This window comes from Flagellimonas flava, assembly GCF_900129665.1.
GTDB classification, from domain to species: domain Bacteria; phylum Bacteroidota; class Bacteroidia; order Flavobacteriales; family Flavobacteriaceae; genus Flagellimonas; species Flagellimonas flava.
In genome coordinates, this window is record NZ_FQWL01000003.1 from 155,939 (window position 1) to 181,335 (window position 25,397).

Consider the following 25,397-nt stretch of genomic DNA (forward strand, 5'->3'; position numbering starts at 1 on the left):
AAAAATATGACATTTATCAGTTCTTGTTCAATTGTTTAGGCCTAATTTTGTGACATCAGGTAAAGCTAAACGTTATGGAGAGTAGGTGTGAAAATTGTATTATAAGGCAGTTCAATGCCCTAAGGGCCATGAGTAAGGAGGAATTAAAGAAAGTTTCCGATTCCAAAACCACAAAAACAATCAAAAAAGGCGAGCCTCTTTTTGATGAGGGCGATAAGCTCAATGGTGTGTTTTGCGTCCGAAATGGCGTTTCCAAACTTTCCAAACTGAGCGCCAATGGTAAAGATCAAATTGTGAAATTGGCCACCAAGGGCGAAGTAATCGGTCAGCGTTCCGTAATTGCCGAAGAATCTACCAATCTATCTGCTATAGCCGTTAGCGATATGGAAGTCTGTTTTATACCCAAAGAAAGTATCACCAACACCTTACACAAGAATCCGGACTTTACCTTAGAAGTGCTCCGTCATATGGCCCACGACCTTAAGGAAGCGGATGATGTTATTGTAAACATGTCCCAAAAAACGGTAAAACAGCGTATCGCCGAAGCTTTTTTGTATCTCAAAAACAATTTTGGGGAGGATGAGCAGGGATTCCTGGCCCTAACACTATCCAGGGAGGATATTTCCAATGTGGTGGGCACTGCTACAGAGTCTGCTATCCGTATCATCTCTGAGTTCAAGAAAAAGGGACTTATACATACTTCCGGTAAGAAAATTGGCATCAAAAACGAACGAAAGTTAGTGGAACTAGTAGAAGGATTCTAGACCTTCCATTCCAAAAACTGATATTTGTCATAGAATCCCTCTTGGCATAGCGCTAATTTTATTCTGTCTTTATTTTTAGCCAAATGCAGAAAATTTTAATACCTACAGACTTCTCGGATAATGCTTGGAATGCCATTGATTATGCCATGCAGTTGTTCCGAAACAAGGAATGCACCTTCTATCTTCTCAACACCTATACCCCCGTTATTCCAAGCGGGAGGTTTATGGCCAAAATGATTGACGGGGTCCGTATTGTTGATGCAGTGCGCGATTCCTCACAGGAAGGACTCCGAAAAACGGTGGAGCGTATCCAAAGCAAATACCGTAATCCCAATCATAGGTTTGAGACAGTCTCTTCCTTTAATCTGTTGACCGAGGAAGTCAAGGACATTGTGGATTCTTTTGGCATTCATTTGGTAGTAACCGGCACCAAAGGCGCATCTGGAATTGAAGAGGTATTTATGGGCAGTAATACGGTACGCATTATCAAAAACACCAAAAAATGTCCAATTTTGGCCATTCCACAATATTTTGAGTTCGTTACCCCAACCGAAATTGCATTTGCCACCGACTTTAACCGTTTTTATTCTGACTCTGAGCTTGAGCCTTTATTGGAACTATCAAGAATGTTCGATGCCACCATTAGGATCGTGCACGTACAATATGGCATCAAGGCACTCTCCGAACTGCAACAATTTAACCTGAACATGTTACGGAGGTACTTAAATGGGACTGAGCACTATGTGCATACTGTTTCCGAGCTCAATTCAGTTTCCCAAACCTTGGAGGTGTTTTCCCAAGAACTCAACATCCACTTGCTCGCCATGTTAAATTATCAGCACAGTTATATGGAGCAAATGACACGGGAACCTATTGTAAAACGCACTGCGTTCCATACCCAAATTCCATTGTTGGTCATCCCTGAATTGGGCATGGACGGTGTTTCGCCAAACAATTCGAACAAAGTAGAGGAAGTGCTTAAGCACTAGGCTACCTGTTTGTTGTGAAAATCCTCTTTTAGAAAATCAATCTCGTACCTTATTCTGTTTTGGTACCTTTATGGCATTACCATTAAATGAGTTGTTCCACTCTTCAATTATGGTAGGTAGCAGGTATGGCAAACATTATTCAGGAAAAATTACAACGGAGACTACTTAAAATTCGATTGTTCGTGGGCGGTATATATTTTAGCCTGTTCACTAAAACTTATAAACATGCAGGAGTAGTTCTCCATATTCCCTTTGATTTGACGACTTTCAAATTTAGGGGGCGGTTTGCACTGAACCTGTATGAAACGGAAGAGGCGAGATACTTAAAAAAACACCTGTCGCCCAAGGCACATGTATTGGAACTTGGGGCATGCTTGGGGTACGTGTCGTGCTTGGTGAACAATATCCTTGAAAAAAAGGAGATGCAGGTCAGCCTAGAGGCCAATCCCAACTTAATTCCGTGGATAGCAAAGAACAGGGATGCCAACAATTGCAAGTTTAAGGTGGAGCATTCCATTGTTTCAAATCAAAAATCGAATACATTCTACATCCATAGGCTTATAGTTGGTGGAAGTACCAAAAGGGAAACACCCAAGCAAACCGAAGTCAACGGTCTTACTATTGAAGAACTTGAGCAAAAGCACAACATTAAATTTGACACCCTGGTCATGGACATTGAAGGTGGGGAACTTAGTCTTTTGCGAAACTTTAAAGAGCGTATTTCTGGTTTCAAGCAAATCTTTTTTGAAATTCATCCTTTCGCAGGAATACTTACCCAAGAAGAAGCTCAGGAATGTGAGGATATTTTGACCGCTCTGGGTTTCAAATTGATCGTTAGGGATGGACATTTCCAAATTTGGGAAAAATAGGCAAGTCAACTGCTAAAACTGATCTAAAGTCCTTCTGGGTTGTTTCTTTTTTTGGGATTTTAGTGCTACTGCACACCAAAATACCAGCATCATGACAAAAAACACCCTGTACATTATTGGTTTCTTCCTTATCATTTGCTCTATGAACGGCCAGACCTCAAAGGATTCCCTGGAAATCAAACAAGCCGCGTTGGACTATATTGAATCGCAACACAATGTGAAGCCAGAGCAATTTGAACGGTCTGCCCATCCCAGAATGGTAAAGCGCACTTTTTGGACCAATAAGGCCACTCAGAAGGAGTATTTGAGGGAAACCTTTACAGATGCAATGGTGCTATTGGCCCAAACCTACAACCAAAATGGAGATAGGTTCCCGGCCAATCCCAAGAAAGAGGTTATTATCTTGGACGTTTTTGATAAAACAGCTTCCGTAAAACTCATCGCCGATGATTGGATCGACTATATGCACATTGTGAAACTTAATGGCAAATGGCAAATTGTTAATGTACTTTGGCAATTCAACGATTCATCAGTCCATTAATGGAATCCTAAAATTTCTGTCATGAAAAGAAGGAATTTTGTAAAAAATGTTGGGTACTCTTCCCTGTTGTTATCGGGGTTGCCCCTTTTGGGCTGTTCAGGGAATTCCAAACCGCTTAAACTTCTTGTTTTGGGGGGCACCAACTATTTGGGGCCAGCCGTTGTAAATGCAGCCTTGCAGGCAGGACATGAAGTCACACTTTTTAATCGAGGTATTACAAATCCAAATCTATTCCCCAATGTTGAACAATTACTTGGGGACCGTAATTTGGATTCGGAGAATTTGTCCGCACTTGAGACCAATAGAACTTGGGACTACGCTATTGATACTTGGCCGGCCGACCCGCGTATGGTGGAACGAACTACTAAACTCCTTCATGATAGAATTAATGCGTATGCTTTTACCTCATCTATAGCAGTTTATTCCGATAAAACCGTTCCTGGGATTACGGAAAGTTCTCCAATCCATAAAGTGGAAGAATATGTTCCTGGAATGTCCTATTACCAATCCAAAGTCCTCTGCGAGGCGGCGGTCACATCTGTATTCCCGAAAAATCATTTGATTACCCGCCCACCGGGAATCCATGGAAAACGAGACGAAAGTTGGACTCTGGTCTATTGGCTCTGGCGCATAAGAAACGGAGGAGACGTTTTGGCACCTGGAGATGGCAAAGACCCTCTACAGTTCATTGATGTGAATGATGTGGGGCGATTCACGATTCGCGCATTGGAATCCAAAGCCTTTGGACTATATAATACCATTGGACCGAGGAAAGAACCTTTGCAATGGCAAGAGTTTTTGAATACTGTGAATGCCCACTATGGAAACAAAGCCAACTTTATTTGGGTGGACAAGGAGTTTTTAGAAGAAAAACAAATCAGACCCGTAGTAGATCTTCCCATATGGGAACCTCGCACCCGACGAGCCGGTCGCCATACCATGAATTCCCAAAAAGCCGTCGCATCCGGTTTAAATTTCACCGCTATGGGGGAGACCTTCAACAATGCCCTTAACTGGTATGACCACTTTAAATCGCCCACCACCGATCCCGGTTTGGACAAGGACAGACCTTTTAATGGAATTACCCGGGAAAGGGAGTTAGAACTTTTAAAAATGTGGAAACAGTATTCCACCACTTAATTTTTCAAACCGGCCCAAACCCGGCTTTTGATTCTCAAATATTACAATTCAATTTCGGCCTCTAGTTTCATGGCTCTGGAAGAAGCTCCGATCTTAATTTTATAAGCTCCCTTTTCCAAGGCCCAGTTGCCTTTATCTTCATCCCAATAGCGCAAATCTTTTAAGGGGATTACCATTGAAAGACTATCTATAGCTTCTGGCTGTAAGCTTGTAGTTTTGGCAAATGCTTTCAATTCCCTTATAGGACGGTCTATCATGGGGTTTAGTTTTTCAGTATAGCATTGAACCACTTCTTTGCCTTGCACCTGTCCAATGTTCTTAACGGCAAAAGCGATTTTAAGGGTATCATTTTCCACCGTTGTGCTCAAATCGGAGTATTCAAAATTAGTATACGACAATCCATAACCGAAAGGATAGGAAACACTTAGTTTTGCCTTATCAAAATGGCGATACCCTACATAGATTCCCTCATCATAGTGGGTGTAATCCCTATTTTGTACTTTTTCATCCTGAGGACGCTCTTCTGGCGGAAACATAAGTCCCTTTAACAACCCAAAGAATGACAGATGCCCTCCCTGAAGGGGGAAGTCGGAATGGGATGCATGATCGTGGAGGTGCACTGGAAAAGTCATGGGCAACTTACCACTAGGATTTACTTGCCCACTAAGGATATCTGCAACTGAATTTCCACCTTCCTGACCCCCCTGCCACGCCAGAACAATAGCATCTGGCTTATCTTTCCATGAGGCTGTCTCTATTACCCCTCCAATATTTAGCACCACCACTAATTTTTTTCCGGATTCTTGGAAGGCCTTGCTAGTACTCTCAATCATTTCCTGCTCCAAATCGGTCAACAAAAAATCATCCTCTTCAACCCTGTCACCTCCTTCACCGGCGTTTCTTCCAATGGTAAGGATACCCACATCCGAAGTGGCAACAATTTCGTCCAGTTCTTCCTTGGTCAGGTTCAGTTGGGGAGGATTATACGGATTGAACATAGCATCTATACCTTCTGGTTTGACAAAGGCCTCCTCATTGGCTGCTTTATGTATTTCAAAAAGTTCTTTTGCCTTGGAATTGATTTTGAACCCAGCGTTCTTAAGCCCTTCTTCCAATGAAATGGTATACGCCTCGTTCACATCTCCAGAGCCGGTTCCCCCAGCAATAAATTCATAGGAGGTTACCCCAAGCAACGCCACCGTCCCATCAATCTGTATGGGAAGCGCATTTTCATTTTTCAGCAACACAATCCCTTCAGTGGCCGACTGTCTTGTGATGTTCGCATGTGCTTTCAAGTCAGGATTGTTCTCATACTTGTAGTCCTGCATCTTCTTGGTTTGAAAGACCAAATGCAGAATTCTAGCTGCAGACCGATCAATATCGGCCGTGGGCAAGGCTCCATTTTCATGCGCTTCAGTGAGGGCCTTCCATTGCTTTTTTGTTCCTGGTTCCAACAAGTCGTTACCAGCCTTAATTTGGGCTGCGGCATCTTTTCCACCAAACCAGTCAGTCATCACCAAACCTTCAAATCCCCATTCATCCCGAAGGATATCCGTAAGCAACTGTTTATCTTCGGAGGTATAGGTTCCATTGATTTTGTTGTAGGAGGACATTAGGGTCCAAGGTTGCGCTTTTTCTACAATAATTTCAAACCCTTTGAGGTAAATCTCCCTCAATGCGCGATCGGTAATGATCACATCGTTGAAGTTGCGCTCTGTTTCTTGATTGTTGGCCACAAAATGTTTGACAGAAGTGCCCACTCCGTTTGACTCTATACCATTTACTATGGCGGCACCCATATATCCACTAAGTACCGGGTCTTCGGAGTAGTACTCAAAATTTCGTCCACACAACGGATGCCTGTGGATATTGGCCCCTGGACCCAAAATCACATCAATACCATACTCCAAGGCCTCATTACCCATAGCGCTACCCACCTCTTGGACCAACTCCTCATTCCAAGTAGAGGCCAATAATGTGGCAATTGGAAAAGCGGTGCAATAGTAGGTTCGCTCCTCTCCTTCTCTCTTCGGTTCAATTCGAAGACCGGCAGGTCCATCAGATAAATACACGGTCGGAAGCCCCAATCGCGGAGTAGGTACTATGGTTCCCACAGCACCGGGAATGCCCTCTCCCGGCTCAACTGCCCCCATAGCGGATGCCAGACCCGAGCCTTTTAACAGATGGATTTTCTCTTCTAAGGTCATTTGTGATAAAACATCGGCAACCCGCTCCTTGGTTGCCCTTCTATCATCTTCATAAACATCTAGTTCACCATTACCGTTTCTGTCCAAAAAAGTGTATCCATCCAAAGTCAACTTCTTGGGTTGTACATGCTCAACATAATCATCTTCAAAAGACAAAAAAGTGGAGTTGAAATAGTTATATCCCAAGAAACCAAGAATAACGGCCAAGAGAATTAGGGAAGAGAGAAGAATAAGTGTTATTTTAAGGATTCGTTTCATGATAAATCAATTGTGACATGTTGCCACAAATATAGATATTTTTCTTGAATGTGGCATCTTGCCACAATTATTATTTTTGCATTTATGGAAGTACAGGATATCATTGAACATGGCGGAGATTACTTTCTGCCAAATCTATCCATCGATTTTGTGATCATTGGATATAAAGAGGATGAACTAAAATGTCTTTTGCTTAGAATCGGTGATAAATGGGCGTTACCAGGAGGCTACATTGAACTGGATGAGTCTGTGGACACTGCGGTGGGCAGAATACTGATGCAGCGCACGGGTCTGGAAAGGCCCCATTTAAAATTTCTTTCTGTTTTTGGGGATAAAGACCGCAAATTTGATACTGATTTCAAAGCTTTTTTCCAAAGGAAGGGCATGCCTTGGCGCGATGACTACTGGATCAACAATCGATTTGTCACCTTAGCTTTCTATTCTTTGGTTGATATTGATCATACCCATCCAATACCAGGCGAATTTGATGAGGCGGCCGAGTGGTTCAGTTTTGAACAACTTCCCGAAATGTGGATGGATCATAAATCCATAGTAATGGCCGCAAGAGATCGGTTGAAAAATGATATCAAACATGAACAGGTCACCTATAATTTGTTGCCCAAAGATTTTACCATGCCGCAGCTGCACCAATTGCATCAGACCATCTTGAAGGAAAATATAGATCGTAGTCGTTTTCAAAAGAAGATGTTGGCCTCAGGGCTTTTTGAACGCCTGCCACAACTTAAAAAAGAAACCCCTGGTAGAAATCCCTACCTGTACCGGCTAAAAAAATAAAATGGGTGCACGGGCAGGTTCTAATCCCGCTGATAGGTCTTAAAGGAGAACGCTATATTGTCGGTTCCCGAGCTTACCCAAGGATATTGCACGCGCATGGTATTATCCCCATCAAAACTAATTTCGGGGTGTCCCAAAGGATCATTCGGATTATCTGAAAAAATCAACCTGAAATTGGCATTGGGAAAGTTAGTCCCCTCAAATTCGTCATAGGTCCCGTCCCTAGTGCTATCAAAATCGCAATTACTACCATTGGGCCTGAAATTGTCCACCTCAAAGGTATTGTCGGACAAAAACCTATACTTTTGTCCTCCACCGCAGGCATCGGTATCGATTTCCTCACTGCCATCGTCAAAAACTACTCCAAAATTCACCACGGTCCATTCTCCCACAATGGGTCCTTCTTGGGGATCATCCATCATTTGATCATCACTCTCCGAGCTATCAGACGAACAACTTAGTAAAAGAATGGCAAAGCAAAGAGTCATAAGTGTTTTCATGGCGTAAATCTTTTGATAAAAAGTACGATTTTTTCCATAAAAAACCCAGCAGTAAAGCTTTCAAGAAAGAAATATTCACTTACAATTTCAACAAAGTTGAAGCACTCAAAAGTCGAGATATTTACAAAAAAAAAGCAAAGTTTTATTTCTCCAATCTTCCTTGCTCGGAAAAATACTTGTTCTCCAAAAACACTGAAACCCTCTCACGATAGCTTGAACCTATAGGGAATTCTTGTTCACATATCTCAACATCATGTTTTGAGAACCCTGTTAAATATGCGGTATTGATGATATAGGATCGGTGTATTCGCAAAAAACTTGGTTTCAGTTTTTTTTCAAATTCCCCAATATTCTCCTTTACCTTAAGTTCCCCCGTATTTCCATGAATTTTAATGTAATCCTTAAAGCTTTCGATGTACCTTACTTCTTGTAGGTCGACCTTAATTCTACGATGGCCTTGACTTACAAAAAGGTATGCTTTGTCATCTTTTCCGCCTTTTTCCCCAGTCTGGCCATGTTCCCTTTTTTCAACAGCCTTAAAAAATTTCTGGATGGCAAGAAAAAAACGTTCGAAAACTATAGGTTTCAACAGATAATCCACTGCGCTCACCTCAAAACCATCCAAAGCATATTCCCTATATGCCGTGGTAAAAATAACCTGAGGTTTATCCACGAGATTTTTAAAAAAATCGATGCCTTTTATGACGGGCATGTTAATATCCAAAAACAAGAGATCAATTTTTTCCTTGGCTATCAACGAAGAAGCCTCCAACGCATTACTGCACGTGCCCACAACCTTCAATTCAGGTATTTTGGCAACGTACTCCGCTATAAGCTCTTGCGCCAAGGGCTCATCATCAACAATTAGGCAGGTGTAGGTTAGAGACATAACTCCAGTTCAGTGGTGTAGGTATTGGATTTTTCCACAATGTGCAACTGGTGTTTATTAGGATACAAAAGCTCCAGCTGCTGTTTTATGTTCGATAAGCCAAGGGATTTTCGCTCAGTTTCCTGTTGCACCATGCCCGGCTTGGTATTGTTTAACTTAAAAAACAACATATTGTCCCTGTTTTCTACTTGAATGGTGATGGCCGCATTTTCGATAGCCTCGGAAACTCCATGCTTAAAGGCGTTTTCCACAAAGGTCAGTAATAATAGGGGTGCAATTTGCTCCTCTCCGGTAATAGATTCATCAAAGGAAATCTGTACTCGTTTTCCATATCTAATTTGTTCCAGTTCAATGTACTTGTTAATCAGCAAGAGTTCGTCCTTTAGCAGCACATACTTCTTATCACATCGATACAACATATAATCCAAAATATGGGAAAGGTTTTCTATGACCCGCACGGTTTTATCCGATTTTTTAAGTGCCAGAAGATATAAACTGTTCAAAGTATTAAATAAAAAATGTGGATTAAGCTGATTTTTTAGGGCATTCAGTTCAGCTTCCCGTTTTTTCTCATGAAGCATGAGCAATTGCTGCTTTTCCCTGTAAAACAAAATAGCCATAAGGATGATGCATGGATAGGCATAGTACAACGATTTTGAAAAAAACTGGTTAAAGTTAAAATAGATGCCCTGGAAAGAGGTGTTGTCAAATCGTCTTAAGAATGACTCATAGGATGATGGATAGGTAGGCACCAAATACTCCACAAGGTAGAGCGTGCAGACCGCATGAATCAGTGCAAATAGAGTCAAAACCGAAATAGAGAACAGCAAAACTCTCTTTTTGTTCAGCACTTTTGGAACCAAAAATCCAATGATCGTATAAGCCACTGTAATTTGAAGCAGCACCCTAAACCCATACACTTCAAATAGTTCTTGAAGATCCGCATAGTACCAGTTGGCACTCGCCGCTGAGAATGCAAAAACGCAGGCCCAAAAAAACAGGTGCAATAAAGATTCCCGGGTAGATTTTATAGGTTTCATCCTTTACCACAGTTGTTTAGTACTAGACCAAGATACTGGTAATTCCCATAAAACTTTGATGTAGATGACGAATAGCTGATTTCCGCATACGAAGAGTGTTTTTTCCCAAAAAGAAGGATTCATCTCCTAAAACCAGTCATAGTTATCCCAAACCCCATCCTTCGTAAGCGCTTCAAATTTTGCGTTCACCTCGGGATTAGATTTGACCCAAATCAAAAAATCAATTGTTGTGAGATATATCGTAGTGTCTATATTTTTTCTATGGTCCATTATTGCGAACGGACAGTCCTTCGGCTCAATTTCTGGATCGGTCAAGGACAAAATCACTAATCTCCCATTGGCCTTTGCCAGTGTCGTCCTCAAGAACAACCAAGAAAAGGTACTTACCGGTACCATTACCGATGGAAAAGGGATCTTCCAATTTACCGAATTAGCACCTGGAACTTATCTCTTGGAAATTGAGTTTATCGGGTACACAACACAACTTGTTCCGGTTACTTTGAACGACAAGCAAAATGTGGAGTTACCATCTTTGTTCCTATCGGAAAGTGCAGAAATTCTTGAGGGCGTCACCATTACGGCAGAGAAATCCACTATTGAACAACGCCTGGACAGAAAGGTGGTAAACGTGGGTAAAGATTTGATTTCCCAAGGTCCCTCTGCCATCGATTTAATGAACAATTTGCCTTCGGTAAACGTTGGTTCCGATGGAAATATCTCCTTCCGCGGGAGTGAAAATGTGCGAATTCTTATTGATGGAAAATTGAGCAATTTGGAAAACCCGGCAGATGCCCTACAGCAAATTCCATCGAACTCCATTAAGAAAATAGAACTGATCACCAATCCATCGGCCAAGTATAATCCAGATGGGCTTAACGGCATTATCAATATCGTGCTCAAGAAAACCTCACAAGAAGGTTGGAACGTTGCTTTTAGTGCTAATTCCATTATTGCCCAAAGGGAGCGCTATAACAGCAATGTCTCCTTAAATTTTAAGCCAAACAAAACGAATTTCTATTTGGAATACAGTAATGGTTTCGGAGATCAGATAACCGACGGGGTGGTGAATCGTTTTGATTTAAATTCCAACCAGATAACCCGAAACGTTAACAACCGCGAATCCAATGTTATCAGGTTGGGTGCCGACTTCTATCCCTCCAAAAACACCATCTTTTCTTTTTTTACCAATCAAAATTTCTACAATGCGGCCTTTGACGGACAGAAGGATGTGGTCTTTGAGGAAGCTCCGGTGAACGACTTCGCTCTGGACGATTTTTTAACCCGGAACAACCACACCCAAAACTATAATACCGTCTATAAATGGTTGATTGACGGAGCTTCCCATTTTTTGGAGTTTGAGACGAATTACAACCTTTTCACAAGCGATCTGACCAACGATTTTGTATTCCTGGGAAACACCTCAGTTCCCTCGTACATAGAAACTGTAGATGACACACGTTCCGTATTCACTTTAAACTTGGACTATAGTCTAGCTTTAGGTGACAAATCAAAACTGGAAGTAGGTGGGGAAGGCCGAATCAATCGTATTGAAAATGAATATAGCTCCACCAATAACCAACTCCAAAATTCAGTTTTCACATACGATCGGGACATCTTTTCTTCTTATTTCATTTATTCCACCTCCCTTGGTAAGTTTAAGTTGAATTTGGGTTCCAGGTTTGAGCGCTATCTCGTGGATGCCCAATTTGATCAGGAGCAATCAGTAGCAGAAGTGGTAAACCAAGAACTATTCAATGTTTTTCCATCATTGTTTATAAGCTATCAAGATTCAGAAGAAAGTCCACACCAGTATCAATTGAGTTATGGCAGAAGAATAGAACGTCCGTCCTTCAATCAGGTGAATCCCATTCGGCAAACGACAACACCTCAAATTTTGGCCACCGGAAACCTAAGTTTATTGCCCCAGTTCAGCAATACCCTAGAGGCCAACTATTTGTACCGATTTGACAAGGGTTCCATCAGTTCTGGGGTTTTTTACCGACGCATTCAGGATGAAATCAACCGTACTGGAATATTTGATCAGGAAGACCCTAATCTCTTGCGCTTGAGCTATGATAATTTTGAAAGCAATGACGCTATTGGTGTGGAATTGGGAAGTAACTTGAGGATAACGCAATGGTGGCGAACCAATATCAACTTGGAATTTTACAACAGGCAACAACGCGGTTCCATAGAAGGTGAAGCGGTCGAGGTCCAAAACAGTCTGACCAATATAAAGTGGACCCATAATTTTACCCTGGGCAAAAATATCTCCGCATCCCTCTTTGGGTTTTACAGCGGGCCACAAGAAATTCTGCAGTACCGGCTCAAATCCAACTATTTTTTAAATACAGGTCTGCGCTACAATTTTGCCAAAGGAAAGGGGAGCTTAAGCATAAATGCCAACGACATTCTCGGAACTCGTCGTTTTGCATTTAGAACCTTTAGGACCGTATTTCAAGAAGGTGAATTCTTGCGCGACACCCAACAAATCTTTTTTGGGCTTTCCTATCGCCTTGGCGGCAAATTGTCCTCGCTATCACGCAAGAAAAGAAACAGCAATATTAAAGCCGATCGCTTTTTATAAACTCAATTACATCATTTAATCCTATACACATGAAATCATTTCGATTACACTTAACGTCCGTTTTTGTCCTGAGTTTTTCACTATTTTCTTTTGGACAAGACGATTTAGCCACATACAATTTAAAAAAAGGAGAGGCTTTTGACATTCTCTTGATCTCGACAAAACCAAACAGCAAAGAAGCCTTCAAAGAATATCGGGAAAAGGCGTTTCCTGTTGCGGTAGAAATGGGATATTCCTTCCTTCCAGGGTTCAATATCAGCGAAATACTTAAAGGAAGTCTTTCGCCCAAAGGTATGATCATGGGCAAATGGAAGAGTATCGCGCTAAGGGAGAAATTCCTTGCCGAAATTGATTCGCGTGTTCCCAACTTTCACGAAATGCGATCTCAAATTTGGTCTTTCTTTACCGTGACCTATTATGAAGTTCCGACTGATATTTCATTTCAGCTCGACTCAAAAAAAGTGATTGTGGCTACAGCCTTTTGGAAAAAGGAAAAGACACCGTCAAAATTGGACACCTATCTAACCAGGTTTAAAAGTGGAGTAAAAAAGACCGGTGGGACCTTAAAATTGGAGCTGGTTCAAGGCAAATCCCCATCTGGGTATTATTACAATCCGGATTATATGATCATCGCCCAATGGGACAGTCGGGAGGAGTTTGAAACTTTCCAAAAGGAAAATCTTAAGATAGATGGAGATTTCGTAAAGGACATAAACCAATTTATACTGTCCAAGTAGGAAAGCCTCTTCAATTCATTGCTTGTAACTGATCAACCTTAGAGGGAATTGGTAGCTCAATTTCCCTTTTTGGTTTCAGTGTTATGCCCTAGTGATGACCCTTGAAAACCAATACCTCAGCTATCTGTTCAGGTCAGAGCCATTTTTTAGAAGATCAAAAAACTCGCTACGTCTGCTTTCATCAGTAAACGCTCCGCCGTATTCCACGGTGGTTGTTGCGCTTTCCTTATCCTTGATTCCCCTAGAAGATACGCAGAGGTGTTTGGCATGCACTACCACAATGACATCCTCTGTTTCCAGCGTTTCCTGGAGGTCCTTTAAAATTTGTAAACAAAGCCGTTCCTGAACTTGCGGCCTGTGGGAATAATAGTCCACCAAGCGGTTAATTTTGGACAACCCTACGACCCTATCGTTGGGAATATAACCAATATGTGCCTTCCCAACTATGGGTAAAAAATGATGTTCGCAAGAGGAATCTATGGTTATGTCTTGCTCCACCAACATGCGTTTATAGCCGTATGTATTGGGGAATGTGGAGACCTTTGGTCTGTTTTTCGGGTCCAGTCCATAAAACAATTCCTTAACGTACATTTTAGCAAAGCGATATGGCGTTCCCGACAAGCTTTCATCGGTTAAATCCAAGCCCAGTTCCTCCATAATTTTGGAAAAATAGTGCTGAATATGCTCCATTTTTTCCGAATCGGTCCGCTGAAAAGCATCAGCCCTTAAAGGGGTTTCAATAGAAGTTGCAATGTGATTGTCCCCTAGAACTTCAATTTCGGTTTTATCCATATAGGTAATTTGAATTATTATCCCTCAGCGCAGCAGTTCTCATCCTTGCAGTGACAATACTGTCGATTGTAAAAGTGTAGAAAAACTAGGCCTAAGGTGGGTAAGTAAATTACTTGCTCCATCAAATGCACTATCCCCATTTTTTCATTTAAAATAATAAGGGCCAGCACCCCCCAAAGACCCCAGAAACCAACTTTTACCCATCCTTTGGTGGTCTTCTTAGCGGACCAATACACGGCTAAAAGTGAAATGGCAAGAAATCCCATGTCCAAGGTACCCCACCACCACGGATGGGACCCTTCTCCCGCAACCAAACCGGCTTGAACCACAAAAAGGAATGGAGCGGCCAAGCAATGTAAAAAACAGAGAATACTGGCTATAGCGCCAACAACATCGGATTTAGACGAAAGGTTAACCAAGTTGGCCATAAACTAAGGATTTAAGGATATTGATATTTGAACAACCGCTCTTCTACTTTAAATTGGTAGCAAATGTATTCAATTTTTATAAATGCAACTAAGTTGCATTTATATATTTTTTTATTTTTGTCAAAACAAGCTGATGGTTACAACATCGAATCTTTCTTATGCCTACCAAAATGGAAAAGAGATTACTTTCCCAGATATCGATCTTACTCCAGGGGAACACCTTTTAGTGATAGGACCTTCCGGCGTGGGAAAGACCACATTTTTATATTTAATGGCGGGGCTTTTACCTTCATTGAAAGGCAAAGTGTCCATTTCAGGGACAACACTGAACTCCCTGACACGAAGACAAATGGATAGGTTTAGGGGAGAACATATAGGACTGATTTTCCAACAATATCATTTTATAAAATCCTTGAACGTAGCCGACAATCTCAAGCTACGCCAACACTTTCCAAAAAACTCCAATGACAAAACAAGAAGGAACCAACTTGCGGATAGATTGGGATTATCAGAGCATTTACACAAGAAAGTTACAGCATTAAGCCAGGGACAGCAGCAGCGCTTAGGGATTGCCCTTGGTTTGATCCACAGACCCCAGATTATTTTTGCAGATGAACCCACTTCCAATTTAGATGACGTTAACTGTGCAAAAGTCATTGACCTACTCAAGGAGGAAGCCGAAATCTGCAAGAGCAGCTTGCTGATCATTACACATGATCTTCGGGTAATGTCCCATTTTAAAAATCAGGTTACATTATGAAATTAGGTTATCTCGCTTTTAAAAATCTAGTTTCCAAACCGCTGAACCTGTTGTTGAGTTTAATGCTATTATCATTGAGTGTATCACTGGTCACCTTTGTATTGCAATTGAGTCAGCAACTGGGCGGGCAATTGAGCAAAAACATTGCCCCATTTGATATGGTGATAGGCGCCAAGGGAAGTCCCTTACAACTCGTATTATCATCCGTGCTCCATGTGGATGCTCCCACGGGAAATATTAACCTTAAAGACGCCGCCGTACTGAAAAAGCACCCTTTTGTGCAAACGGCCATACCTGTTTCTTATGGTGATAATTACAAAGGTTACCGCATATTGGGCACCGAAGCCAATTATCTGGACCATTACAACGCCGAATTGCTGGAGGGAATGCTCTTTGAAAAGCCCTTTGAAGTGGTTGCGGGACACCATGTTGCACACCTATTAAATCTAAATATTGGAGACACCTTTGTAAGTTCCCATGGTTTGGCCTCCGGTGGCACTGAGGTGCACGATGAACACCTCTTTACCATAAAGGGAATTTTGAAGCCCTCAGGGACCGTGGTGGACCAGCTTTTGGTTACTAATCTAGAGAGTATCTGGTTGGCCCATGATCATGAGGAGCATTCTGAAGAGGAGGAACATATTGATAAAGAAGACCATGCCAAGGAAAGTGGGAATCACCAAGAGCACGATCATCATGGAGAGGACCACGACCATGAAGAAGCCCACTTGGGGGATGAACACCATGAAGAAAAGGAAATTACCTCCTTACTGGTCAAATTTAAAAGCCCTTTGGGCATGGTCCAGCTACCGCGGTTTATCAATGAGAACACCTCCATGCAAGCGGCCCTTCCCGGTTTTGAGGTTCAACGGCTTATGAGGTTGCTAGGTTCAGGGGTGCAAACCATCAATGGTATTGCCTTGGCGATTCTTTTGGTATCTGGGCTCAGTATTTTTATAAGTCTTTTAAAGACCATTCGAGAGCGAAAACAAGAATTGGCACTGCTTAGGACCTACGGGCTTCGCACTGGGCAGCTTTTAGGACTGGCATTGTTAGAGGGCCTCTTCTTGGCGCTCATTGGCTTTGTATTGGGGTGGCTATTAGGTAGATTAGGCATATGGGTTGTTTCCCGGTACATGCAAAATGAATATGGGTACGGCTTGCAAATCAATGCCCCAGAACAGTTTGAATTTTATCTTTTAGGCCTTATCTTGGTACTGACCACTATAGCTACTATGTTGGCTTCCCGTTCCATTTTCAAATTAAATGTTGCCAAAACCTTATCGGATGTATAGACCATTTTTAGTTGTTTTGTTCGTAATTTTTGTTAGCGCATGCGGGACTTCACAAGTTAAGTTGACCTGGGACGATTTTGCAGACGTTAGTTTTGAGCCGGAGTACAATGCAGTTTATGATGTGAATTTTTTAATGCCACAATTTGGTGACCAGATACAGGCCTTCAAAGGTGTACAGGTTCGGATAAAAGGTTATTTTCTTGACATTTCGGGAAGTGGTGAGATTTTTTTGGTTTCCAAAAACCCTATGGCCTCGTGTTTTTTCTGTGGAGCCGCAGGGCCGGAAACCATAATCGAAGTGCGCTTTAAAAAAACCCCTCCGTTTAAAACCGATCAAATCGTTACTATCACAGGTACCCTTGAACTAAATAGAGACGATGTGGAACATTGTAATTATATATTGAAAGAGGCCACGGGGCAGCTGGTAAACTAAAAAATGAGGTATTTCCTTTTGATAATATTGTTTTGGGTAGGAAACTATGGCAATTCGCAGACGGTTTTGGAATGGTCCGATCTCTCAAAGGGAATTTCATGGGAACAATCTTCACCCGAAGCTCTTTTCCCTGGGTTCCAAAGGGCTACTTTTTCACCTAAAATGAAGAACTTGGAAGGGAAACAGGTCATCATCACCGGGTATTTGTTGGTTTTGGACGGTAAACAATCCGTTTATCTGCTTTCCAAAAATCCAATGGCCTCATGTTTCTTCTGCGGTAATGGTGGACCCGAAACCATAGTCGATTTGAAATTTGCCGAAAAACCATCATTTGCGATGGATGAACTGCTTTCTGTAAAAGGAACACTTCACCTGAACGAGAATAATCCAAATGGATGTTATTATCGCATTGAAAATGCCGATACCCTGAGCTTTGAATAAAAATTCTTTTGATGAAAAACGAGAACCATGAAGTACTGCTAGAACAAAAAGGGTTGAAAAAAACCAAGGTCCGTATGGCCCTGCTTCAACACTTCATGGGTTTGGACCATGCCCAATCCTACAGTGACTTGCAGACAGCCCTGGCCAAAGAGGTGGACAAATCCACCCTTTACCGGAACCTGACCAGCTTCGAACAAGCAGGAATCATCCATCGTATCAACGACCATAGCGGAGTTTCCAAATATGCATTCGGAGAATCTCCGATTCAAGGAAACGAACATGCACATTTTGTCTGCGAGTGCTGCGAAACGGTATATTGTATGGAAGGGCTTGCCCCGCTCCAACTCAAGGTTCCGAAAGGATTCAAAACCAAGAAGGTACAGACCATAATTCGGGGGATTTGCGCGGCATGCTAACAGAAATTCTTTATTAACGCATTTCATAACCAACCTCAACACCCGTTTCACTTTTAGTAACCGTACTAATAATTGTCTAAAAAATAGAAATCAGACATGGAATATAATCGCAGAAAATTTATCAGTTTCTTGGGAAAAGCCAGCATTGGGACGGCAGTACTACCACCGTTTTTAATGAGCTGTGGAAATACCGCCAAACCAACGGAAAAAGACTTAAAAACCAGCAGCCAAATCTTAGATAAACTAAAACAATTGACAATTAAGGGGCTTTCGCCATCCAACGAGGATAATTTGGTATTGGCCAATGGCTTGGATTATCATGTTATTGTCCGATGGGGCGATAAAATTTCGAAAGAGGACTATTTTGGTTTCAACAATGATTTCACTTGTTTTATCCCTTTTGATGATAAGGACCCTACAGATGGATTGTTATGGGTCAACCACGAGTACGTCAATTCATTGTTTGTATCCGGGTTTGATGCCAATAAAAACGAGAATCCCGATGCCCATAGGACAAAGGAGCAGGTAGATGAAGAAATGTACAATGTGGGAGGTAGCATTGTTCGTATAAAACAGACCGATGGTATATGGAAAGTGGTGGAAAATGACCCCCATAATCGTCGCATTACGGCCAAAACACCCATCAAGCTTAACTGGGACCATCCCATTAAAGAAGCTTCCACAGTGATAGGGACCCACAGCAATTGTTCAGGGGGAATTACGCCTTGGAATACCTTTTTGACCTGTGAGGAGAACTACGACAGCTTTTTTGGAGAAACCGTTTACAATCCAAATAACCAAGCAACACACCGACCCAGCTCCTACGGTTGGGAAAAATACTATCCTTATCCGCCAGAACATTACGGTTGGGTAGTAGAAGTAAACCCGAAGGACGGAACAGCTCAAAAACACGTAGCCATCGGAAGGTATGCCCACGAGTGCTGTACCCTTTATGAATTGGAAGACAAACGTGTTGTGGCCTATTCTGGAGATGATAAAAACAATGAGCACCTTTACAAATTTATCTCCTCCCAACCTGGCTCTTTAAAAGAAGGCACGCTCTATGTTGCCGATACCATAAATGGAAAATGGTTGCCTCTCGATTGGGACACCCAACCGGTTTTGCAGGAACGATTTAAAGACCAGACCGAGGTATTGGTTCGTACCCGGGAAGCCGCGAAGATTTTGGAGGCCACCGAACTGAATCGTCCCGAGGATATTGAAATTGACCCCATAACCGGCAATGTTTTTGTATCACTCACCAATAACTATGGAAAAAATGATTTTCACGGATCTATTCTGAAAATTGAGGAAACCGAAGGCAAATATGACGCCCTGACCTTTAAAGCTTCTACTTTTATGGCGGGAGGAGAGGAAAATGGTTTTTCCTGCCCCGATAACCTCGCCTTTGACCTAGCGGGTAATTTATGGTTTACCTCGGATATGTCTGGCAGTAAAATGAACAAGGAAGAGGGTCCTTATATGGCATTTAAAAACAACAGTCTTTTTGTAATCCCGCGACATGGGGAAGAAGAAGGAAAGGTGATTCGACTCGTTTCTGCCCCCATGGATGCGGAGCTTACCGGCCCGTGGTTTTCTCCGGACGGCAAAACCCTATTTTTAAGTGTACAGCACCCAGGCGAGCAAACGAAGGACCTTACGAATCCGACAAGTACATGGCCTTTTGACGAGGACGGTATTCCCAAACCCGCAGTGGTGGCCATTACTGGAGACCTTGTGGAGAAGATGAACAAATTGCACCTGATCGAAAAAGCCTAGCATATTCGATTTTGGTGATCGATAATAATCAGTCACTGGTTAGCCATCAAATACTGTCTTATAGGCCGAGTTCTTTTGGAATTCTTTTTTCATCGAGATTAACTCGATTACATTGGGGCAACACTTTCCATGACAGCTCAGTTATGATTCCGGTTTAATGGAAATTATTCTTAAATGTTTAGAAATAAAAGACTTTACCTTATGGAAGCTTGCTTTCCCAGAATAATGCCCATGATGGTCAGCTAAAGTGTTCGGAAGACAGTTCCTGAATCAAATTTTTCAACATATCCACTCCCTTTTCCAGCTGTTCGCGTGCTATATATTCATTGGCTCTGTGGGCTTGCGCTATGGATCCTGGACCACAAATTGCCGACTGAAATCCTTCATTGGCAAACTGCCCGGCCTCCGCTGCATAAGACACTGTATTTAAGTTTGAATTTCCTGATATCCTTTGGGTCAAATCCACCACCTCATCGTCAGCTTTGGTATCTAAATGGGGAACAGGTGGATGGTTTTCAACAGTTCGTATGGAAAAGTCCGGGAAAATGGCCCGAAGTTTTTCTTCCTGACTTCGACAAAAGGTCTCAAATTCTTCAACAATTCCATCAATATCATCCATGGGAATGGTTCTTAGATCCCAATAAAAATGAGCCTTATCAGCAATGACATTTGGAGCGATCCCTCCTTGGACCAAACCTATATGAATGGAGGAATGAGGTGGGTGAAAACGTTCATCCAATCGCTGGTCGGCAATTAATTGGTTCATCTTATTTTCCAACCATTGTATTAACCGCATGGATTCATGGATAGCGCTAATCTCTTGCTTTATGCGACTGCTATGCCCAGCCGAACCATTGACATAGGTCTCTAAAATATAAATACCTTTTTGCCCTACGATGGGTTCCATCATTGAAGGCTCGCCAATAATGGCATATTTCGGAGTTTCCCTGTAATGGGTCCTGAGAGTATTGGCCAGTTCAGGTCCGGCCAAACAACCTACCTCCTCATCGTAGGAAAATGCAAAATAGATGGGTTTTTTCAAGTCTGCTTTGACCATTTGGGGAAGTACTGCCAAACAGCAAGCGATAAAACCTTTCATATCACAGGAACCTCTACCATACAGTTTTCCGTCCCCTTTATCCGTTAGCACAAATGGATCTGTGGTCCATTCCTGACCTTCAACCGGGACAACATCCGAGTGGCCCGAAAGGATAACACCACCATCTACATCCGGTCCAATTCGGCAATGGAGCGACGCTTTGTTTCCTTCTGCATTGGGCAGCAAGTTTACCTCAATTCCATAAGTTTCAATATGCTCCTTTATCCAATGAATGATACTTAAATTACTCTCACCCCCCAGTACGGGAAACGAGACGAGTTTGGCAAGGATATTTTCAACAGTCATATTAGCTATAATTAATTGCTACCGCCACCACCAAACCCAATATGGCAATGCACAGTAGACTTATCAGCGCGGGAAATATAAAACGAATCCATCGGTCTATGGGTACCCTACACATACTCAACATCGCAATCAGCCCTCCCAAAGTAGGGTTCACAAGATTGGATATCCCATCCCCAATTTGAAATGCCAAAATGGTGATTTGCCTGGTTAGACCCAAAGACTCGCCTAGGGGAAGCATCACGGGCAAAGTAGCCAGGGCCTGTCCGCTACCCGAAGGAATGAAAAAGTTTATCATGGTCTGGGAGATGGACATACAAATGGCCGAGGCATACAATGGCAAGCCCTGCAAAGCCACTGAAAGCTGGTGCGAAATAGTGTCGCCAATATTGCCCATTTCCATGAGCACCTTTATGGAGGTGGCAAAACCGACCATAAATGCGCCGGGAGCTGCCAATCCCACCGACTTCAACACCGTCTCACTCATTGTGGTTGCACTCATTCTTGACACCAAGCCGGAGAGAAAAGCTACCATGAGGAAAATAGCGGAAAGCTCATTGATGTACCAACCCAGATTGAAAACCCCATATAACACTACCAACAGTCCCATGACAAATATGGAAATGACCATCCAGTTTTGCCTACTCAATCCATAGTCTTGCAAAGGTTTGGACAATGCCAGGTTACTAATATCCAGACCTTGGCCCAGACTTTTATTTGGGTTCAAGGTTATCTTTTTGAAGTAGCGCACATTGTGGTAGGCCATAATGGACAAGGCCAGAAAACAAAGTGTACTTCTCAGTAAAGCTCCTGAAAACATGGGAAGTTCGGCAATCTTGTGCCCTGTCCCAACTGTGTACGGGTTAATTGGTGACAATCCAAATCCAATAGTCATTGCGCCTACGGAAATGCCTGCTGCCAAAATCAAATCCCCTCCCAAGGCCAGACTAAGTACTGCCGCAATCGGTACCATGGCAATATTGTTCTCATAACCAACAGCAACTCCGAGAATTCCGTAAATGAAGGTCATGATTACGATAATCATATGCTTTTTCTCCAGACCCAATTTCTTCACCAAGGTTCCCACGGCATTCTCAACAGCCTTTGATTTTTCCATAAAACCAAACATGATTCCACCCGACAGCACAATAAAGATAATTTCCACCGCAGCCTTGAACCCTAATGGAATTGCTTTGAACATGTCCAGAACACCAACCGGGGTTGAGGAAATGGTGCGATAGGAATTGGGCACAACGGTACTTCGTCCATCTACCAAAACCCGCTCATAAGAGCCAGCCGGTAACAGATAGGTTAAAATGGTTACCAATACTATGATACCAAATAGCATGGTTATCGCATGGGGTATGCGCTGAAAAAAAGAAAGGGCTTTGGTGTTGGTTTGGCTCATTAATCTTAAGGGAACAGCTTCACATTTTTCAGTTTTGAACTCAAACTTTTCGAATTTTCTTCGGAGATCAATTTAAGCTAAAATTCTCGGCACAAACCAAATCAGCATAGATTTTATAAAATGTATTGTTTGTCCCATCATAAATCTTACCTCCAATTTTCAATCGATAACCGCCAACATCAAAGGCCAGCTGCCATTCCTTTGTTTTCTCGTTCAGAGAGTATCAAATAAGAGCAAACCATTGGTTTTGAGGTCCAGTCCTGATGTTTGAGTTGTATTAGTAGCCAGCAGCCTGTCCATCTTTCCGGCTTTCCGAAGCGCCGTGATAGACCTTGTTTTTATCATCCCATAAAATTGCCTGGTAGCCTCCATAAATTCCGCGGGCTGTTCCCATTTTATGGCCTTTGTCCATAAGCCCACGAATGGTAGTATAAGGGATTCCGGATTCGGTTCGAATTAGGCCCGAGTTCTCTGTAGTTTTTCCCAACGGGCTCGCTCCACCAGTGTGGTCCCAGCGCGGGGCATCCCCAGCTTCTTGGAGATTCATTCCAAAGTCGATAAGGTTCATCACAATTTGTGTATGGCCCATTGGCTGAAAATCTCCACCCATAACCCCAAAACTGACAAAGGGCTTACCATCTTTGGTGACAAATGCCGGAATAATGGTATGAAAAGGTCGTTTCCCGGGTTCGAAGGTATTGGCCTGACCACGTTTTAGACTGAAAAGCTCCCCACGATCCTGAAGCATGAAACCCAATTTTGGCGGCGCCATTCCGGAACCCATCCCACGGTAGTTACTCTGAATCAACGAAATCATGGTGCCTTCATCATCGGCTACTGTCATATAAATGGTCTCACCAGCGGAAATCTCACCCGCAGCATAGGTTCCAGCCCGCTCACCAATTTGTTTTCTTCGACCTTCGGCATAATCCTCCGATAATAATTGTTCTACGGGCACATCAAAAAAATCCATATCAGCATAGTATTTTGCTCGGTCTTCAAAGGCCAATTTTTTAGCTTCCGTAAACAAATGCAAATGCTCCGCGCTGCCAAATTCAATGTCTGAAAAGTCATACCCTTCCAAGATTTGCAACATTTGGAGCGCAGCAATCCCCTGTCCATTTGGAGGCAGTTCCCAAACATCATATCCTCGATAATTAATGGATACCGGTTCTACCCACTCCGATTTATGTGCCGCCAAATCTTTGGCCGATAAAAAACCGCCTTGTTCCTTGATAAATTTACCAATGGTTTTGGCAATATCACCTTTATAAAAAGCATCTCGGCCTCCTTCGGCAATTTTTCTATAAGTGTTTGCGAGATATGGGTTTTTGTAGATTTCCCCTTCGTTAGGTAGTATTCCTCCATTCTGTGATCTATAGGTATCCTTAATATTGGGAAATCCTTTTGATTCGAAAAAGGGCACCGTGCGTTGTATATACCAGGCTATCAGCTCGGTTAAAGGAAAACCCTTTTCTGCATAATTAATAGCCGGGTCAAGAATCTCCTTCATGGATTTTGAACCAAATTTTTGGTGCAGTTCAAACCAGCCATCCACAGCTCCGGGAACACTTACCGGAAGAGGTCCATGAGATGGAATTTTCTCCATACCCTGCTCCTCAAAATATTCCAAAGTCAGCTTTTGGGGTGAACGCCCACTGGCATTTAGTCCATAAAGTTTTTTGGTTTTCCCATCCCATACAATGGCAAAGAGATCCCCTCCTATCCCACAGCCCGTGGGCTCCATAAGTCCCAGCGCTGCATTGGCCGCAATAGCGGCATCTATGGCATTACCGCCTTTCTTCAGCATCTCCAAGCCTATTTGGGTGGCCAATGGGTGGCTTGTCGCCACCATCCCGTTTTGGCCCAATACCACTGAACGGGTTGCAAATGACTCTCCCGTGATTCGGTCTTGGGCGTTTAAAATCTGAGTGACAAGAAAAAGGGAAACAAAATAGCTCAGGAAAGACTTCATCTTTATTTTTTAGGTTTTATAAATGGAAATTTATCGCAACAACAAGCAGAAATTGAGTGTAACTGCTATTAAAATACCTCTGTTAGCATTTGCTGCAAACTTTCCCAAGATTTTTGATCCGCTTCCGCATCGTAGGCCAACGGTAACTGAAACTTTTCCCCATTGGCATCCGCTTCCTTGGAAGTAAAGCTGTGCTTTACCCCAGGGTACGAGATATACTCATACTTGGCTCCAATAGAATCCATTGCAGTGGTAAAAGCAGTGATGGATTCTGGACTGATAAAGGGATCATCCGCACCATTGCATACCAATACTCTGGCTTTAAGGTCCTTATTGGGAGGTATAGGTAGCCCTACCCCGCTATGAAAGGCAGCCACGGCAGCAAGGTCCGCTCCACTGTTGGCCATAGTCAACGCCACACTCCCGCCAAAACAATAACCGATGGCAGCAATTTTCTCCGTATCAACGGATTCCTGCTGTTTTAATATGTTCATAGCCGCATTGAAACGCGCTTTGGCCTCAGGCAGATTGGTCATCACACTCATGGCAAACTTTCCAGCATCATCTGGATGGTTCGCCTGCTTACCATCTCCATACATATCTATGGCAATGGCCGTATAACCCAATTCGGCCAGCATATCAGCACGCTCTCTAACATAATCATTATGGCCCCACCATTCATGAACAATTAAGACCCCTGGTCGCTTCTCCGTTTTATTCTCATCATAAGCGATATAGCCTTTTAAACTAGTGGAGTCGGAAGCATATTCAACTTCCATCCCCTTTACTTTTACAGCTACGGGTTCCGGTTTCTTTTCAGTTTCTTTTTTTTGTTTGCACGAAAAGCCGAGGACTATTGCAGCAAACAGGACATAAGTGGAAAGTAGTTTCATTTTCAACAAATTTTATACTATAAATGTACGGATTGCTATCCTTATATAAAGTTGTAAAC

The 25,397-nt window shown here is 42.6% G+C and carries 24 protein-coding genes; 14 read left to right on the forward strand and 10 right to left on the reverse strand.

Features of this window, described 5'->3' with window-relative positions:
- The first annotated feature begins 74 nt into the window (after positions 1–74).
- From BUC10_RS10310 to BUC10_RS10330, 5 genes are all read left to right on the forward strand, one after another.
- Positions 75–764, forward strand: coding sequence for a Crp/Fnr family transcriptional regulator (locus BUC10_RS10310; protein WP_073179228.1), 690 nt, complete (start codon positions 75–77; stop codon positions 762–764).
- An 83-nt stretch (positions 765–847) separates the two neighbouring features.
- Positions 848–1,753 carry a universal stress protein gene (locus BUC10_RS10315; RefSeq protein ID WP_073179230.1) on the forward strand — a complete coding sequence of 302 codons (906 nt, stop codon included), beginning with the start codon at positions 848–850 and terminating at the stop codon, positions 1,751–1,753.
- A gap of 125 nt (positions 1,754–1,878) precedes the next feature.
- A complete protein-coding gene (locus tag BUC10_RS10320) occupies positions 1,879–2,622 on the forward strand; it encodes an FkbM family methyltransferase (protein ID WP_073179233.1) in 744 nt (247 codons plus the stop codon).
- Between the two features lie 91 nt (positions 2,623–2,713).
- On the forward strand, positions 2,714–3,163 hold the full coding sequence (locus BUC10_RS10325; protein ID WP_073179235.1) for a nuclear transport factor 2 family protein: 450 nt from the start codon (positions 2,714–2,716) through the stop codon (positions 3,161–3,163).
- Positions 3,164–3,184: 21 nt separating this feature from the next.
- A complete protein-coding gene (locus BUC10_RS10330; RefSeq protein WP_084732618.1) occupies positions 3,185–4,303 on the forward strand; it encodes an NAD-dependent epimerase/dehydratase family protein in 1,119 nt (372 codons plus the stop codon).
- A 41-nt stretch (positions 4,304–4,344) separates the two neighbouring features.
- Here the strand turns inward: BUC10_RS10330 and BUC10_RS10335 are convergent, their stop codons facing one another.
- Positions 4,345–6,768 carry a glycoside hydrolase family 3 C-terminal domain-containing protein gene (locus BUC10_RS10335; protein ID WP_073179238.1) on the reverse strand — a complete coding sequence of 808 codons (2,424 nt, stop codon included), beginning with the start codon at positions 6,766–6,768 and terminating at the stop codon, positions 4,345–4,347.
- A gap of 84 nt (positions 6,769–6,852) precedes the next feature.
- Between BUC10_RS10335 and BUC10_RS10340 the strand changes: the two genes are divergently transcribed.
- Complete coding sequence (locus BUC10_RS10340) at positions 6,853–7,563, forward strand: NUDIX hydrolase (RefSeq protein WP_073180077.1); 711 nt, start codon at positions 6,853–6,855, stop codon at positions 7,561–7,563.
- A gap of 20 nt (positions 7,564–7,583) precedes the next feature.
- Here BUC10_RS10340 and BUC10_RS10345 read toward each other — a convergent pair whose 3' ends face one another.
- From BUC10_RS10345 to BUC10_RS10355, 3 genes are all read right to left on the reverse strand, one after another.
- Positions 7,584–8,063: a lipocalin-like domain-containing protein gene (locus tag BUC10_RS10345; protein WP_073179240.1), complete on the reverse strand. Its 480-nt coding sequence runs from the start codon at positions 8,061–8,063 to the stop codon at positions 7,584–7,586.
- Positions 8,064–8,205: 142 nt separating this feature from the next.
- Entirely contained in the window at positions 8,206–8,952 is a 747-nt protein-coding gene (locus BUC10_RS10350; protein WP_073179241.1) for a LytR/AlgR family response regulator transcription factor, read from the reverse strand.
- Positions 8,943–9,992: a sensor histidine kinase gene (locus BUC10_RS10355; protein WP_073179242.1), complete on the reverse strand. Its 1,050-nt coding sequence runs from the start codon at positions 9,990–9,992 to the stop codon at positions 8,943–8,945. Before BUC10_RS10355 ends, BUC10_RS10350 begins: the two co-directional genes overlap by 10 nt.
- 229 nt (positions 9,993–10,221) lie before the next feature.
- Here BUC10_RS10355 and BUC10_RS10360 point away from each other — a divergent pair, with 229 nt between their 5' ends.
- On the forward strand, positions 10,222–12,579 hold the full coding sequence (locus tag BUC10_RS10360) for a TonB-dependent receptor (RefSeq protein ID WP_165614884.1): 2,358 nt from the start codon (positions 10,222–10,224) through the stop codon (positions 12,577–12,579).
- A 29-nt stretch (positions 12,580–12,608) separates the two neighbouring features.
- Positions 12,609–13,316 (forward strand): hypothetical protein, encoded by a 708-nt coding sequence (locus BUC10_RS10365; protein ID WP_073179244.1) that lies wholly within the window; start codon positions 12,609–12,611, stop codon positions 13,314–13,316.
- A gap of 120 nt (positions 13,317–13,436) precedes the next feature.
- Here the strand turns inward: BUC10_RS10365 and folE are convergent, their stop codons facing one another.
- Positions 13,437–14,108 (reverse strand): GTP cyclohydrolase I FolE, encoded by a 672-nt coding sequence (folE, locus tag BUC10_RS10370; RefSeq protein WP_073179245.1) that lies wholly within the window; start codon positions 14,106–14,108, stop codon positions 13,437–13,439.
- 17 nt (positions 14,109–14,125) lie between these two features.
- On the reverse strand, positions 14,126–14,536 hold the full coding sequence (locus BUC10_RS10375) for a MerC domain-containing protein (RefSeq protein ID WP_084732620.1): 411 nt from the start codon (positions 14,534–14,536) through the stop codon (positions 14,126–14,128).
- Positions 14,537–14,669: 133 nt separating this feature from the next.
- Between BUC10_RS10375 and BUC10_RS10380 the strand changes: the two genes are divergently transcribed.
- From BUC10_RS10380 to BUC10_RS10405, 6 genes are all read left to right on the forward strand, one after another.
- The gene (locus BUC10_RS10380) at positions 14,670–15,296 is read left to right on the forward strand and encodes an ABC transporter ATP-binding protein (RefSeq protein WP_073180081.1); all 627 of its coding nucleotides are present in this window, start codon (positions 14,670–14,672) and stop codon (positions 15,294–15,296) included.
- Positions 15,293–16,591, forward strand: coding sequence for an ABC transporter permease (locus BUC10_RS10385; RefSeq protein WP_073179246.1), 1,299 nt, complete (start codon positions 15,293–15,295; stop codon positions 16,589–16,591). Before BUC10_RS10380 ends, BUC10_RS10385 begins: the two co-directional genes overlap by 4 nt.
- Positions 16,584–17,024, forward strand: coding sequence for a hypothetical protein (locus BUC10_RS10390; RefSeq protein WP_073179247.1), 441 nt, complete (start codon positions 16,584–16,586; stop codon positions 17,022–17,024). Before BUC10_RS10385 ends, BUC10_RS10390 begins: the two co-directional genes overlap by 8 nt.
- 3 nt (positions 17,025–17,027) lie before the next feature.
- Positions 17,028–17,465, forward strand: a complete 438-nt coding sequence (locus BUC10_RS10395) for a hypothetical protein (RefSeq protein WP_073179248.1) — start codon at positions 17,028–17,030, stop codon at positions 17,463–17,465.
- Between the two features lie 11 nt (positions 17,466–17,476).
- A complete protein-coding gene (locus BUC10_RS10400; protein ID WP_073179249.1) occupies positions 17,477–17,881 on the forward strand; it encodes a Fur family transcriptional regulator in 405 nt (134 codons plus the stop codon).
- 96 nt (positions 17,882–17,977) lie between these two features.
- Positions 17,978–19,660, forward strand: coding sequence for a PhoX family protein (locus BUC10_RS10405; protein WP_073179251.1), 1,683 nt, complete (start codon positions 17,978–17,980; stop codon positions 19,658–19,660).
- 238 nt (positions 19,661–19,898) lie between these two features.
- Here BUC10_RS10405 and argE read toward each other — a convergent pair whose 3' ends face one another.
- The 4 genes from argE to BUC10_RS10425 all read right to left on the reverse strand — a co-directional run bounded on the left by argE (position 19,899) and on the right by BUC10_RS10425 (position 25,338).
- Entirely contained in the window at positions 19,899–21,065 is a 1,167-nt protein-coding gene (gene argE, locus BUC10_RS10410; protein WP_073179253.1) for an acetylornithine deacetylase, read from the reverse strand.
- 1 nt (position 21,066) lies between these two features.
- Positions 21,067–22,470, reverse strand: coding sequence for a YfcC family protein (locus BUC10_RS10415; RefSeq protein ID WP_073179255.1), 1,404 nt, complete (start codon positions 22,468–22,470; stop codon positions 21,067–21,069).
- Between the two features lie 277 nt (positions 22,471–22,747).
- Positions 22,748–24,445, reverse strand: coding sequence for a gamma-glutamyltransferase (gene ggt / locus BUC10_RS10420; RefSeq protein WP_073179258.1), 1,698 nt, complete (start codon positions 24,443–24,445; stop codon positions 22,748–22,750).
- A 68-nt stretch (positions 24,446–24,513) separates the two neighbouring features.
- Entirely contained in the window at positions 24,514–25,338 is an 825-nt protein-coding gene (locus BUC10_RS10425; RefSeq protein ID WP_073179260.1) for a dienelactone hydrolase family protein, read from the reverse strand.
- Between the last annotated feature and the right edge of the window lie 59 nt (positions 25,339–25,397).